10 protein-coding genes and 2 tRNA genes are annotated in these 14,476 nt (G+C 60.6%); 7 read left to right on the forward strand and 5 right to left on the reverse strand.

The window, feature by feature from the left end:
* Window positions 1-48 precede the first annotated feature (48 nt).
* The 4 genes from glsB (at window position 49) to PG899_RS03435 (ending at window position 3,909) form a co-directional block, all read left to right on the forward strand.
* On the forward strand, window positions 49-969 hold the full coding sequence (gene glsB, locus PG899_RS03420; RefSeq protein WP_029299132.1) for a glutaminase B: 921 nt from the start codon (window positions 49-51) through the stop codon (window positions 967-969).
* Between the two features lie 28 nt (window positions 970-997).
* The gene (locus PG899_RS03425; protein ID WP_077097738.1) at window positions 998-2,290 is read left to right on the forward strand and encodes a sulfurtransferase; all 1,293 of its coding nucleotides are present in this window, start codon (window positions 998-1,000) and stop codon (window positions 2,288-2,290) included.
* 119 nt (window positions 2,291-2,409) lie between these two features.
* Window positions 2,410-3,585 (forward strand): S8 family peptidase, encoded by a 1,176-nt coding sequence (locus PG899_RS03430; protein WP_077097739.1) that lies wholly within the window; start codon window positions 2,410-2,412, stop codon window positions 3,583-3,585.
* Window positions 3,586-3,699: 114 nt separating this feature from the next.
* The gene (locus PG899_RS03435) at window positions 3,700-3,909 is read left to right on the forward strand and encodes a YgdI/YgdR family lipoprotein (RefSeq protein WP_016351843.1); all 210 of its coding nucleotides are present in this window, start codon (window positions 3,700-3,702) and stop codon (window positions 3,907-3,909) included.
* A gap of 55 nt (window positions 3,910-3,964) precedes the next feature.
* Here the strand turns inward: PG899_RS03435 and PG899_RS03440 are convergent, their stop codons facing one another.
* Entirely contained in the window at window positions 3,965-7,525 is a 3,561-nt protein-coding gene (locus tag PG899_RS03440) for an ATP-binding cassette domain-containing protein (protein WP_270696999.1), read from the reverse strand.
* 99 nt (window positions 7,526-7,624) lie between these two features.
* Entirely contained in the window at window positions 7,625-8,902 is a 1,278-nt protein-coding gene (locus tag PG899_RS03445) for an alpha/beta hydrolase (RefSeq protein ID WP_077097743.1), read from the reverse strand.
* Window positions 8,903-9,127: 225 nt separating this feature from the next.
* Here PG899_RS03445 and PG899_RS03450 point away from each other — a divergent pair, with 225 nt between their 5' ends.
* Entirely contained in the window at window positions 9,128-9,262 is a 135-nt protein-coding gene (locus PG899_RS03450; protein WP_011707223.1) for a hypothetical protein, read from the forward strand.
* A gap of 43 nt (window positions 9,263-9,305) precedes the next feature.
* Here the strand turns inward: PG899_RS03450 and PG899_RS03455 are convergent.
* Window positions 9,306-9,381: transfer RNA gene (locus PG899_RS03455), tRNA-Asn, on the reverse strand.
* A gap of 4 nt (window positions 9,382-9,385) precedes the next feature.
* Window positions 9,386-9,461: transfer RNA gene (locus PG899_RS03460), tRNA-Phe, on the reverse strand.
* Window positions 9,462-10,181: 720 nt separating this feature from the next.
* On the opposite strand from PG899_RS03460, the gene PG899_RS03465 reads away from it, so the two are divergent.
* Entirely contained in the window at window positions 10,182-11,339 is a 1,158-nt protein-coding gene (locus PG899_RS03465; RefSeq protein ID WP_158657302.1) for a tyrosine-type recombinase/integrase, read from the forward strand.
* 245 nt (window positions 11,340-11,584) lie between these two features.
* Window positions 11,585-13,753, forward strand: coding sequence for a DUF927 domain-containing protein (locus PG899_RS03470; RefSeq protein ID WP_158657303.1), 2,169 nt, complete (start codon window positions 11,585-11,587; stop codon window positions 13,751-13,753).
* A gap of 447 nt (window positions 13,754-14,200) precedes the next feature.
* On the opposite strand, the gene PG899_RS03475 is transcribed toward PG899_RS03470, so the two are convergent.
* The gene (locus tag PG899_RS03475) at window positions 14,201-14,377 is read right to left on the reverse strand and encodes a hypothetical protein (protein ID WP_005348328.1); all 177 of its coding nucleotides are present in this window, start codon (window positions 14,375-14,377) and stop codon (window positions 14,201-14,203) included.
* Window positions 14,378-14,476: the final 99 nt, after the last annotated feature.

The following is a 14,476-nucleotide window of genomic DNA, read 5'->3' on the forward strand; positions in this document are numbered from 1 at the left end:
ATTTTTGTCGGTGGTTATGGGATCGCCACGTTAGTTATGGAATCGCTTATGGTGTTGTCATCCGAATTACTGGCCAGCATCCTGGATGAGGTGCGCCCGCTGCTCGGACAGGGCAAGGTGGCCGACTACATTCCGGCGCTGGCCCAGGTGCCGGCCGATCGGCTCGGGATCGCCGTCTGTACCGTGGAAGGGGAGCTGTTCACCGCCGGTGATGCCAGTGAGCCCTTCTCCATCCAGAGTATCTCCAAGGCCCTCAGCCTGACGCTGGCGCTCACCCTCTATCAGGAGGAGGAGATCTGGGCCCGGGTCGGCAAGGAGCCCTCCGGCCAGCCCTTCAACTCCCTGGTGCAGCTGGAATTCGAGCAGGGCATTCCCCGCAACCCCTTCATCAATGCCGGCGCCCTGGTGGTGAGCGATCTGCTGGAGACCCGGCTCACCGCGCCGCGTCAGCGTACCCTGGAGCTGGTGCGCCGCCTCTCTGGCAACCCGGCCATCATGGCGGATCAAGTGGTGGCCCGCTCCGAATATCAGCACTCTGCCCGCAACGCGGCCATCGCCTATCTGATGAAGGCGTATGGCAATTTCGAGAACGAAGTGGACAAGGTGCTGCAGAGCTACTTCAATGCCTGTGCGATCCGCATGAGTTGCGTCGATCTGGCGCGGGCATTCATCTATCTGGCCAATCGCGGGGTGCCGCTGGGCGCGACGACCCCCTTGCTGCCGGCCCGCACCACCAAACAGGTCAACGCCCTGCTCGCCACCTGCGGCCTCTATGACGAGGCGGGGGATTTTGCCTATCGGGTCGGCATGCCGGGCAAATCCGGGGTCGGTGGCGGCATCATCGCCCTGATCCCGGGGGAATTGTGCGTCTGTGTCTGGTCGCCCGAGCTCAACAAGGCGGGCAACTCGCTGGCGGGCACGGCGGCGCTGGAACTGCTGGCCGAGCGTCTGGGCCGCTCCATTTTTTAACCTTGTCACTCTGAATCGAGAGATCACCATGAAACGAATAATGAGCTTGTTACGGGCCACCCTGGCAACCTTGCTGCTCTGGCATGCCCTGCCGACCCTGGCTGCCGAACTGCCACCGCTTTCGCTGGCGGATGCCAACGCCAAGCAGGCGGTCATTCTGGATACCCGCGCCAGCTACTTCTACCAAGGCTGGCCGATGGAGGGCGAGCAGCAGGGCGGCCACGTGGTCGGCGCCGAGAACCTCTCCGCCGAGTGGAAGTACAGCGATGAAGAGTGGCCGGCGGCGCTGGCGACCAAGGGGCTGAAGGTCGATCGGCCGGTGGCGCTCTACGGTGCCCCGCGCGAGGTGGCCGAAGTGGCTCGCCTGCTGCGCCAGCAGGGCATCAAGCAGCTGTTCGAATTGCAGGGCTGGAAAACCGCGCCGCGCGAGCATCTGGCCCGCTGGCAGCAGCTGGTCTACCCGCGCTGGCTGGCCGACCTGCAGGAGGGCAAGCCGGTGGTGGCTGCGCCCAAGGGCGACTGGAAGCTGTTCGAGGTGGCGTGGGGTTCACCCAAGGCTTATCTGCTGAGCCACATCCCGGGGGCCGGCTACATCGACACCAACCGGCTGGAAGAGGAGCCGCTGTGGAACAAGGTCTCTGACGAGGCGCTCAAGGCGCTGCTGCTGGAAAACGGCATCCGCCACGACACCACCGTCATCCTCTACGGCCGCAACACCATGGCGGCGGCCCGTGCGGCCCACCTGATGATGTATGCCGGCGTGCAGGACGTGCGGCTGCTGGACGGCGGCCTGGATGCCTGGTTCGTGCAGCATCTGCGCACCGAGACCGGGCTGGCCAACAAGTTCACCCCGGCCAAGGAGTTCGGCGTCGCCATCCCGGCCCATCCCGAGTACTACACCACCCTGAGCCAGGCCAAGGAGCTGCTCAAGCAGCCCGACGGCGCTCTGGTCAGCGTGCGCACCTGGGACGAGTTCGTCGGCAACACCTCCGGCTACAGCTACATCAAGCCGAAGGGCGACATTCCCGGCGCCAAGTGGGGTCGTGGTGGTGTCGATGCCAACAGCATGAGCGACTTCCACAACCCGGACGGCACCATGAAGCCGGCCCGTGAGATCCTCGCCATGTGGGACGAGTGGAACATAGAGCCGACCCAGCAGGCTGCCTTCTACTGCGGTACCGGCTGGCGCGCCTCCGAGGCGTTCTTCTACGCCTGGCTGATGGACTGGAAGCGGATCAGCGTCTACGACGGCGGCTGGTACGAGTGGAGTTCCGATCCCAAGAACCCCATCGTGACTGGCGAGCGCAAGCCCGCCAAGTAATCAACGACGATGACAGAACAGGCCGGACCCATGTCCGGCCTTTTTGTACCCGCTCGGGCCTGCGCCAGCCGGACACTACACTTTGCGAGTGACAATCAGGTCGATGCAAGGAGTGACTGATGAGACGGATATGGCTAGGCCTGCTGGTGGCAGGCGTGCTGGGACAGGGGGCGATGGCCGCCGAGCGGGATCGCTATCTGGTGCAGCTGAAACCGGGGGTTGAGGCGGCAGTGTTGGCCCAGAGCAAGGGAATGGGGGGCGAGCTTGCCCTGGCGCTGCCCGAGCAGCACGCGCTGGCGCTCTGGTTGCCGGCGGCGGCAGCCACGGCGCTGGCGCACAATCCCAACGTGCTCTGGGTGGAGCCGGACGCCAAACGCTATGCCAGTGCCGAGACCCTGCCCTACGGCATTCCCATGGTGCAGGCGCCGCAGCTGAGCGATGCGGCCGCCGGAGAGGTACTGGTGTGCATCATTGACTCTGGCTACAGCGGTGGCCACCCGGACCTGCCCCACGGGGCCCAGGTGCAGGGCAGCAACGATGCCGGCACCGGCAGCTGGAGCAGCGACGAGAACGGCCACGGCACCCACGTGGCAGGCACCATCGCCGCCGTGGGCGGCAACGATTTGGGGGTCGTCGGGGTGTTGCCGAACCAGAGCGTGCCGTTGCAGATCGTCAAGGTGTTCGGGGCCAACGGCTGGGCCTACTCCTCCAACCTGGTGGGGGCGCTCAATGCCTGCAAGCAGGGGATGAGCAACCGGGGATTCACCCGCATGGTCATCAACATGAGTCTGGGGGGCAGTGTACCCAGCAAGACCGAGGAGCAGGCGTTCAACCAGGCCTATGGCCAGAACGTGCTGAGCGTGGCGGCGGCGGGCAATGCAGGCAACACCAGCAAGTCCTATCCCGCCTCCTACAGCAGTGTGGTGAGCGTGGCCGCCATCGATGCCAACAAGCAGCTGGCCTATTTCTCCCAGCGCAACGATCAGGTGGAGCTGGCGGCCCCCGGTGTCTCCGTGCTCTCCACCGTGCCGACCGGCTACGCCTACTACAGCGGCACCTCGATGGCGACACCGCACGTGGTCGGGGTGGCGGCGCTGGTCTGGTCACAGCGGCTGGAGTGCAGCAACGATCAGCTGCGCCAGACCCTGCGCAGCAGCGCCCAGGATCTGGGGGCGCTGGGGCGCGACAACAGCTATGGCTACGGCCTGGTGCAGGCGAAGGCGGCGGCAGACAGAATGGCGCTCGGCTGTGGGCCGGGGACCGGTGGCAGTGGCAAGCCGGGTGGGCGCAAGTAGCTGATTGTTGACGTTGATCTCGTTGCGGTAATGGCGGCAAACGGGCTCATCTGGTTGAACTAGGCTTCAGACACCACCCTCGTGGTGAGGGTGAAGCGGGAGGCAAAACAGGCGATGAAGCAACTGATGATGATCCTGGTGTGTGCCCTGGCACTGGTGGCGTGCAGCTCCCAGTACATCATGAGCACCAAGGATGGCAAGATGATCACCACCGACAGCAAACCCAAGCTGGACGAGAGCACCGGCATGTACCGCTATTACGATACCGAAGGGCGGGAGGTGATGATCAAGAAGGATGACGTCACCCAGATCATGGAGCGTTGAGGCTCTCCTCAAGCAACAAGGGCTGCCCGCGGGCAGCCCTTGTCATTTTCGGCCCTCACACCGTCTGGGGTACCTGACGGTTTACCTGACCCACGAACAGCTGGTGGAAGCGGGAGTGGGAGTTGGCCAGCAGGCTCACCGGCGAGCCCTGCTCCACCACGGTGCCCGCCTCCATCACCACCACCCGGTCCACCGACAGCAGCGGCTCCAGATGATGGGCGATCACCAGATAGCTGGCCTCCGGCCGGTAGCGATAGAGCAGCTCCGCCATCTTGCGCATGCCGATGTGATCGAGATCCGAGGTGGCCTCGTCCAGCACGATGAGCGGGCGGCGCGACAGCAGGATGCGGGCGATCACCAGCAGCTGGGTCTCGCCGGCGGAGAGCTGCAGCTTGTCGAGCTCCTCGTCCAGCCGGCCGGCGCAGCGCTTGGCCAGCCCCACCCGGGCCAGCGCCTGCTCCAGTGCGGCGTCGTCATGCTCGGTCAGGGGAGCCAGATTGGCACGCAGGGTACCGAAGAAGGTGAGCGGGATCTGGGAGACGGTGTCGTAGAGATCGCGCACCGCCTCTGGTGCCAGCCGGGACAGCGGCTGCTCGCCGTAGTAGATCTCCCCCTGGGTGGCGGGATACATGGCCTGCAGCACCCCCAGCAGCGAGCTCTTGCCGGCGCCGGTGCGGCCGCACACGCCGACCTTCTCGCCAGGGGCCAGCTCGAAGTTGACCTTGTGCAGCGCCCACTGGCTGGCCTGCGGATAGCGCAGCCCCAGGTTGTCGAAGCGCACCGCAGGGTGAGGGGTGGCGAGGGCCTCCCCCTCCTGACGTTCGCTCTCTATTTCGCTGTATTCGCGCACCCGCTCCACCGCGTTCATCACCTGCTCCACCTCGGCGAAGGTGCGGATGAGGGAGTTGAGCATGGCGGAGGCGGTAAAGGCGTAGGTGATGGCCACGGCCCCCAGCAGCGAGCTGTTGCCAAAGGCCACCATCAGGGCCACGGCGCCCACCAGGGCGGCGGAGAGCAGGGTCTGGTGCATGCCGAGCCAGCGGTTGATGGAGGTGGTGGTGTACCAGCTGCGCAGGTTGTTGTCATAGTGCTGCAGCACCTGATCCAGCGCGAAGCGCTCGGCCCCGGCCAGGCGCAGGGCGGGGGCGCCGCGGATGGTCTCGCTGATGCTGATGTAGAGCGGCGAGCGCAGCACCGACGCCTGCCGCCGCAGCTTGAGCTGCACCGCCCGGTAGCGGCGTTGCAGCACATAGAGGGCCCAGCCCACCAGGGGGGCGATGAGCAGCAACAGTGGCATGTTGACGCCGATCACCACCACCTGCAGCGCCACCGACACCAGCATGCCGAACAGCCCCATCAGCATCGACAGCAGGATCTCCTGGGCTTCCCCCAGATCCCGATCGAAGCGGTTGAGGATGCGCCCCTGCGGCACCTTGTCGAAGAAGGCCATGGGGGCGCGGCTGATGCGCCCCAGCATGCCGTCAAACAGGGTCCAGGCCAGCTTGAGGCCGAGTTTGTAGTTGATGACCCGCACCACCATGATGCAGGTGAGGGAGCCCGCCCCCAGCAGCACATAGATGCCGAGCAGCTCGCTCACCCCGGTCACCCCGGCCTTGCCACCGAGCCAGAGATCCGAGGCGATGCGCAGCCCCTCCTGGCCCAGGGTGAGCAGCAGGGCGAGCAGGATGGCGCCGGGGGCGGCCAGGCGCCGCCACATGAAGCCGAACAGCCCCCAGTCCACCTTGCCCTCCACCACCTTCTCCTCGCTGAACTGCTCCGCCTCCTGAGGCGGCACCGGCGGGGTGGGGCGAGGATGCTGGATGAGATCCGCCAGCTGGTGGGCATCGAGTTCCACCAATCGACCCTGCTCGATGCGGATCACCCGATCGCAGTGGGCCAGCACGTCCGGGTCGTGGCTCACCAGCAGCCGGGTCGGCCCCGGCTTGAAGGCGAGCCCCTGCTCCAGCACCTGGGCCGAGACGATGGGATCGAGCGCCGAGAGCGGGTTGTCCAGCAGCAGGATGTCGGCCTGGGCGTAAAGGGCGCGGGCCAGCGCGACCCGCTGTTGCTGGCCGCCGGAGAGGCGGGTGCCGAGCTCGCCTACCAGGGTCTGGTCGCCATGGCTGAGCAGGGTGAGGTCGGCGCCCAGCGCACAGGCCCCCAGCACCCAGCGATAGCGCTCGCCATGCCAGGGCTGACCGAACAGGATGTTGTTGCGGATGGTGTCGTTCATCAGCCAGGGTTTGTGGCCCAGATGGGCGACCCGGCCGTGGCGACGGATGCTGCCCTCGAAGCCGTTGTCGAAACCGGCGATGAGGTGCAGCAGGCAGCTCTTGCCAGCCCCGGTAGCTCCGGTGATCCCCACCAGTTCTCCCGGCTCGATGTGCAGACTGATCCCTTCCAGCACCGGTTTTTGCTGGTGCAGGGCGGTGACGTTGTCGAGCCGCAGGCTGCCCACCGGCAAGCTGGGGTCGGTGAGATCCCGGTGCTGCTCTGGGCTGTTGAGGAACTCGCACAGCCGGTTGAAGCCGGTGTTGAAGTTGATCAGGGTGCGGATGAGGTAGGGCAGCCGCATCATGGGGATGCGCAGCACGGTGAACAGGGCGATGGTGGTGAACACCTGGGGCAGGGTGAGCTCTCTGCCCGAGACCAGATAGGTGGTGAAGGTGGCCAAGGTCACCAGCAGCGGGGTGCTCAGCATCAGGCTTTCGTTGATGGCATCGAGCCTGAGCACCCGCCCCAGCACCCCCAGCTCCTGCTGGCGCTTGTGGCCGGCGGCCCGGGTGAAGAAGACACCGAGCCCGTTCTGGCGCACCAGCCGCAGCTTCTTGATGTACTCCGCCAGGATGCCGTTGCGCTCGTCCTGCTGACGCTTGAGCTGCTGCTCCTGCTGGTTCATGCGCCGCACCACCCGGGTGGAGATGAGCAGCAGCAGGGTGAGCACGGCGAAGCCGACCAGGCCGGCGCTGCCCACCTGCCACACCAGCAGGGCGATGGTGCCGAGCAGTTGCAGCAGCATGGTGAGCGGCATGGCGGGGTCAGCCAGGATCCAAGTGATGTCCCACACATCCCGGTTGATGAGGTTCTGCACCCGGCCACCGGCCCGGTCGTCGAAGCTCTTGCCACCCAGCTTCATCACCTTGGCGAGCAGGGACTCGGCCAGCAGGCGGCGGATGGGCACGTGCATCTTGAGCGCCAGTTGCAGCGAGTGCTCCGCCAGCATGCCGGAGGCGAGCACCGAGGCAAACAGGGCGAACGCCAGCAGCAATTTCTGCTCGGTGGGGGCGCCGGCACCGAGCTGGGTCATGCTGTGGTTGAGCAGCCAGGGGCTGGCCAGGGTCGCCAGCATGCCGAGCATTTGCAGCAGGGTGAGCAGGCCAATGCGCCCGCGATAATGGCGCCAGATGAAGGCGGTGATGGGCCAGGGGCGCACCGGCTGGGCGGCGGTGAGTGCGAGGAAGGCGTCGGCGCGGCCATCGCGCCTGTCTTCCGGCAGCAGGGGATAGAGATCGTCGAGGTTGACCTGGGGCTCGCTTAGCCCCTTGCGCTGCAGCGGGCCGGTCCAGTGATAGAAGAGGCGGCTCAGCCAGCCGGCCGAGATTTCCGGATGATCCAATGGGTGTCCTTATTATTTTGTGCTGCTTCCAGAGGGGCGGGGCGACTCATGGGTCGCCCTCGATATTGTCGTCTTGCTGCGGGCGCGAGCCCGGCGGGATCAGCGATCCCGATTCATGCGGATGAGCCGGTCTAGGATCTGCTCACCATCGACCCGCAGGCCGTTGTGTTCGTATTCGTTGGTGATCCAGGCGCGGCTGTTGCCAAGCCCCTTGAGGGTGTCGCGGCTGTAGTCGAACTCCACGTACATGTCCTCGGCATAGACGGCGCAGGCCACCGGCACGGTGTTGCGGGCCAGCTGCGCCGGGTCGTAGAGGGGGCCCCAGTCCGCTTTCTGGGCCAGCAGGTGAGCGGCCTCCTTCAGCGGGATGAGCTCGCGGAATTGCTCGAACATCCAGGGGAAGATCATCTCGCCGGTGAAGGCGAAGTCCTTGCCCGGTGCCCAGGCCAGGGCCGGGTATTCGCTTCTCACCCGCTCGGCCGCCCAGTTGCTGGCGCTCCCCTCGCAATAGATGGACTCGTGCAGGATGGCGAACACCGGGTTGGTGTTGAACGGCTGCATGGCCTGCACTTGGTAGAGGAAGGCGGGGTTGAGCCGCTCGCCGATGAAGGCGTCTTCCAGCAGGTAGTAGAGCTCCTCGAAGGCGCCGCTGGCACCCAGATCCAGCCCCTGCTGCTGCAACTGTTCCACCGTCAGGCGCTGGCCGTTGGGCAGGCGTACCTCATGGCTGTGCAGGTGGTTGGCCAGCCGGTTGGCGATGGCCTGGGCGTGGGGGAAGCGCGCGAAGAAGGCGCGGTTCTTGTCGGCCACCCGCTGGTAGGTGGCGCGGTAGACCTCGTCGGCACGGCGGCCGATGGGGGCCACCCCGCCGGTGAGGTAGACCTCGTGCAGACTGTCCGGGAACAGGGAGAGGTAGGTGAGGCTGCAAAAGCCGCCGAAGCTCTGGCCGAGCAGGCTCCAGGGGCGCCCCGGGCTCAGCACTTCGCGAATGTACTCGGCGTCGCGCACTATGCTGTCGGCGCGAAACTGGCTGAGGTACTTCGCCTGCTGTGGGGCAGTGAGCTGGGCCAGCGCCTCGGCGCTGATGGGGCTGGAGTGGCCGGTGCCGCGCTGATCGAGCAGCAGCACCCGAAACTCCTGCAGGGCCCGCTTGATCCAGCCGCTGTCGGCGGTCGGCCGCGGGGCACCAAAGCCGGGCCCACCCTGCAGGAACAGCAGCCAGGGCAGATCGTCGTGCAGCCGGTCCTGGCGACAGAGGGTGCGGCCGAACAGGGTGAGGGTCTCCTCGTCATCCGGTCGCTGGTGGTCGAGGGGCACGGTGAAGAAGCGGGGCTCGCAATGGATGCCATCCAGCACGTAACGCAACGGGCTGCTCATCTGGGGTCTCCCTGAGGGTAGGAAAATCGTCGGCCTCATCATAGCCCCGGCGTGGGAACGGGTCACGCCGGTTTTCCAAATTGTTAACATTGTCACGAAGGGAAAACGGGCGGTGGCAGCGTGATGAATTTATTGTCGGCAAGGGAGTTGACGGCGCCGGGCGGCTGCACAAAGATGGCTCGCCTGCCGACGGGGCAGGGGTCGTAACAGGACGAGGTGGGCTTGATGAAGCCTAAGTGGATACGATTTCGCAAAAAAGAGAAACGGGTAAACCCGGAGGGTGTGCTGCAGACAGGATTGCTGCTGTTCAGTGCCACCTGCGGAGCGACCCTGCTGCTGGCAACCTGCAACGGCAGCTGACCGAAATGAAAAAAGCCCGCTCGATGAGCGGGCTTTTCAAATTTGGCTCCTCCTACTGGACTTGAACCAGTGACATACGGATTAACAGTCCGCCGTTCTACCGACTGAACTAAGGAGGAATTGTGGTGCCCAGAGACGGAATCGAACCGCCGACACGGGGATTTTCAATCCCCTGCTCTACCGACTGAGCTATCTGGGCAACGGCGCGCATTAAACCCTTTCTGGACTGGGGTGTCAACCTTGCAGCCCCAGTTTCTGGCATGTTTTTGCATAGGGTGAACCAAGTGGCGAGATAGTGTGCAAGAAGCCCCTGACTCAACACCGGGACCCGGTTGACGGTAGGTTCTGCTATTGAGGATTTTTCCCTTTATAGAATTACCTTTTCGCTCTCTCGCCCATCCCGAGCTTCCAACAAGTGAGCCCATTTTTTGGCAAAAAACTGATGAACTAATGTGCATGTTTTTTGTGCGCTGAAAAGTTACCAGAAATTGACCAGACAGGGTTTGCTGTGTCGCTGCCTCTGTACCTCCGGTCGTCAGCTCCTCAGCGTCCCTGTGAAGAAGAGAAGTGATGGTGTTTCGGCGGGGGAACTTAAATTTATTGTGACAGGCATCACAAAAATGGATCTTGGTTACACCCCCAAAAGGGACTCAATCGAATGGATTTTTCGGATTGGCAAATTACGATCACCCCAACAAATCAGGGGTGTTTGTCACGAGATGCAGAAAGTCGGTCTCCAGAGCGGGATCTGATATTTGCCTCTGAATCGTCCTCTCTAGGCGGCATCCAGAGTCTTCAAACATAAAAAAGGCATTAAATATCAATGCGGTGACTGCTTTTTGCACAGTTGTTCTTTGGCTATGAAAATGCAAAATGCCCATAACCGTCAATCCCGGCGGTTATGGTTAGAGAGGTAGTTGTGAGCAGCGAAGTGTCAACGCCAACTGCTAAACGCAGGCTGGGGTCGTGTGGAGAACACGTCTCCAAACAAAAAGAGGTGAAAGACGAGTACGTCCCTTGGCTCGCATGGGTCACATATACATCTGGTGCCAGGGTCGGCTACTTCAATGTGCACAGAAACAATCAGCGTTATCGGTTTAAGATCGCGAGCACCAATGAGGCTAGCCTCAAAGTGACACGCGATAAAGCACGTAAACTGATGGCGGAGCTCATCACAGATCCTGATGGATTCAAGCAAACCTATCGCGCTAGTTTATCGGTAGAGCGCTTCATTTATGATCATTACCTGCCCGCAGTGCGGGAAACTCATCGTTCTATCAGGACTATAACGTCCCGTATAAAGCCAATCGTGGCAGCCTTAGGGCACAAGCCACTGAACCGTGTCAACCGTGATGACATCGAGCGCTTTCAAGCGGAGCAAGCAAAAACCAAATCTGTTGCTACGGTGAATCGCTACCTAGCACAGATCAAGGCTATTGCGACCTTCGCGGTGGAGCGCGGCATACTCAAAGCGTCTCCCGCAGCAGGTATTCCCGCCAAATACGAGCCTGTCCTGCCTCCCAAAGGCTTACCCGATGAGGCAGTCAATAAGCTGGTCGCTCGCTTGATGGAAGACATTGACGAGGAAAAGGCTCGTCTGTTGCTGTTCCTGTTCGCAACGGGCTCCCGGATGGGAGAAGCCAGAGCTCTAAAGCTGCAAGATTGCGATCTCAATCGACAAATAGCGTACCTACCTACCAGTAAGTCTGGTCGGGAAAGGCTAATACCGCTTAATCAATTCGCGCTGGAGTTAATTCGACTTCAACTCCAGCGCCATGGCACGACTGGTCTGCTGTTTCGAGGCCAGGACTGTGTCTCTCAAATTTCAGAACCACGTCGGTATTGGTACCGAGTCTGCAATGATTGTGGGCTATCAGAGGTACGCATCCACGACGCCCGTCATACCGTCGCGACTTCACTGCTGAACAAGGGCTGTTCGCTCGATGTACTGCAGAAGGTCTTGGGCCACAGCTCTCCTCGGATGACTGAAAGGTACGCTAGGTACCACGATAAGACGCTGGTTAAGACCGTCAACGAATTACACACCGTGTGGGACCTCCCCAACCTCACCTGCTAATAAACTTTAGGAGATGGGGGAGAGAGACTCCCCCATTAATGATTATGCATCGTTCCAAAAAAGATAATAACGGTAAACTGAATCGTTTCATTACTGATAGGACGCATCAGAGAGGGGGCTCATTGGGTTCCCATTATATCGCTAATCAGGGGGTACCACCGACAGGCTCGGTACCGGACTCGAATCAGGAGGCATCTGCGCCAGAATCGCTCCCTAGGGGCGCTCCTGAATCGCAGCCGCTACTGTTGGAAAACACGAACCTTGACTCGTCCCATGATGAAACTTATCGAGCGAATATTTACCCCAATGCGGTCAGCCCACTGTCCGAACAGCACGAAAGTTGTCAGTCATCCTATGACGAGGAGACTCAATTTGAGCTTTTTGTCCAGCGTGAACTTTTTATGCTGGATCGGTGTTCAGCAGAATACACGTTGTACAAGGAGGGGCGTTGCTCGGTAGCCTCTGACGGGACTGTGTGTGACCCTGATGGCGTGGTGCTTTCCAGATCTGAGCCGGAGATGAAAAAACCGGTTCATTCGATAGCTATTCCTGATGGGTTTGCGATGTCCCCGTGGGGGAAATTGGTAAACGACTATGGTAAGCCAAAAACGATTCTCGGCAAGCCATTGCTGCCGGTATCAATACTCCGGGCTGACGGTGCGGCAACCAGTGGTGTTCGTTTCATGTATCTGGATGAGCGGAAGCAATGCCAGCGCATCGACTTATTATTCGATAGGGTGATTCAGGACTACAAAACAGTGAAGACCTCGCTATACAAAGCGGGGATTGAGTGCCCTGAGGCACAGGAAGGGGGGCTGCTGTCATACATGTCTGCCAGTCTCAAAATCCAAGGTCTCAGAGTAGTCCATCAGCGTCTGCAAGCGGGGTTTGTTAGTGAATATCCCTGCTATGTCTGGGTAGGGCGGTCAATTTACAAAGCGGGTTATAGTGGTCCTCAGCACGAGCTGCTGTCCGCTCCTGGTGAGCATGACGCTATCCACTCGAAAGGAACGCTGCAGGAGTGGCAAGAGAAAATTGCGTCTTCTGTCAAAGAGTCACCAACCATGCTCATTGCAATCATGGCATCTCTATCCAATGTATTCATGGAGTTATCAAATACTGGGACCATGATTTTTCACTTCTATGGTGCAAGTTCTTGTGGCAAAACGACCCTTCTACAAGTGGGGCAAAGCGTGTCGGGCGTTGCATCGGATCCGAGTGGTGGACCGGCAACGGCCATCGTGAAATGGGATGCAACGTTGGCTGGGCTTATCGCCAAGTTTCAGCAACGGACTGGCATTGGCATCTGTCTGGATGAGGTTGGTTCGTTGTCTAGCCGCGATCTACTTCAGTACGTCTATGCTGCGACCGGGGGGCAGTCCAGACTGCGTAGTAACATTCATGGAACATGCGATAGAAGCCCATTAAGTTCTGTGGTTTGCGGCCTTTCTTCGGGGGAAGAGTCCATGAAGGAGAAGCTTGAGCGGAGCAAAGAGGGCACCAAGGGAGGGATTTTTGTCAGAGTGATTGATATTGAGATGACGGCGGAGGATGTCGCGCTGGCGGGTGAGAGCCTTGAGCTGACTCGTCGCCGGGTGAATGGCCTAAAAACCGCAGCTTCTCAGTACTACGGTACGGCGATGCCTGCATATATTCAGGCGCTGGTGAATATGCCCCACATCGACACTCCTGCTGATTTAGCAGCCATCTTCGCTACTAAGCGTGAAGAGTGCCAAGATTGGCTGATGAGTCGCTCGGGATTAGAAACCCCTCCGCCTCTTGCTGATCGTGGTGCTGGCTGCTTCGCCAACGTCATGGCAGCGGGGCGATTGGCCGTTGAGTTAGGTATTCTGCCGTTTGATGTGGCGTATGTGGATAATGCGGCTCAGGTATGCTTCCGACGGTGGATCATGTCGATGGAAGGCATCATGGATGATGTCACCAGAGAGGCATTGCAGTTTATGGGTAAGGTGGCCAAGAACCAACATAAACTGCATCAAGGACGGATTGCTCTCGTGACAAGAGATGTCTGGGGGTTCACCGAAAACGGTAGATGTTACATTCGCAAGGCCATCTTTGATGACCTAGTGGTAAGCAACCGAAAAGTTGTTAAGTGGTTGTATGAAAACAACTATATTGAACGATATGCAAAAGATCGCTATGCCAAAAACTTCACCATAGGCGATGCAGATGTACCGTGCTATTCGTTCGACTTGAACAAGTTGTTTAGTGGTGGTGATTGGCTTCCCTCGCAGCCCTCAAGCGATGGTGGGGTGTGCGAGACGGAGGCATCAGCAGCATCCGAACCTCCTGCTCCGAGTTTCACCCGCCGCGCGACGAGCGAGACGGGGTGCGTGATGGTTGAGTCCTCACCAGACATGTCAGAGATACCGGTAGATGTCGAAAAATTCTAAAAGATGAAGGGGGGCCAGTGCGAACTGGCCCCCTTGCTTTGTGGGATCCGGTGGCAAATTACCGTGGTCTCTACACGGTTACTCAGGGCTGCGAATACTTGTCAGTCATGGGGTGGTTGACCGATGCTACGGCCAGAAAGGGGAGGATCGTTTCAGCAGGCCGAGAAGGCCAGGATGATTTTGTTGTAGGGGTTTGGGGGACGGTGCGGCCAAAACGGCTCATTGGGTCGCTAAACCGCGATACGGGTGTCTCACCGTGGGGGGAGATACCGGTGCAGTTCACTGACGAGATACCAAGCAGTCCTCCTGCATCAGTAGGTATTGTCAAACTGGTTAAAAAAAGAGGCCAGAACCGACTGGCCCTGACCTCTTCACTTCCGAGCTTTCGTGGCAGATATCGCTCAGAAATCCATCTTCATAAAACAGGAGTTAGTTTATTTCGCTGGATTAATATACTTCATATCCAGCGGGAACGCGGTCCCCTTCATCAATTTCCTCTCGGGATTCACCGATCACCCGGTTAACCCGATCCCAGAACGTCTGACCATCGGTTTCGGTCAGGCCGTATTCCTGCTTCACCTCGCGCTTTGCCGTGGACTCTTTCATCTGGATCATTTTACTCATGTATTACTCCTTGGATTGCTACTGCTTGATGGTTGACGACAATGCAGAACAGCGGCGACAGGTGGTGTCGCGGCATGTCAGACGCTGTCGCCAGATGTA

The organism is Aeromonas sp. QDB39, assembly GCF_027707585.1.
In the GTDB taxonomy this organism is placed as follows: domain Bacteria; phylum Pseudomonadota; class Gammaproteobacteria; order Enterobacterales; family Aeromonadaceae; genus Aeromonas; species Aeromonas hydrophila.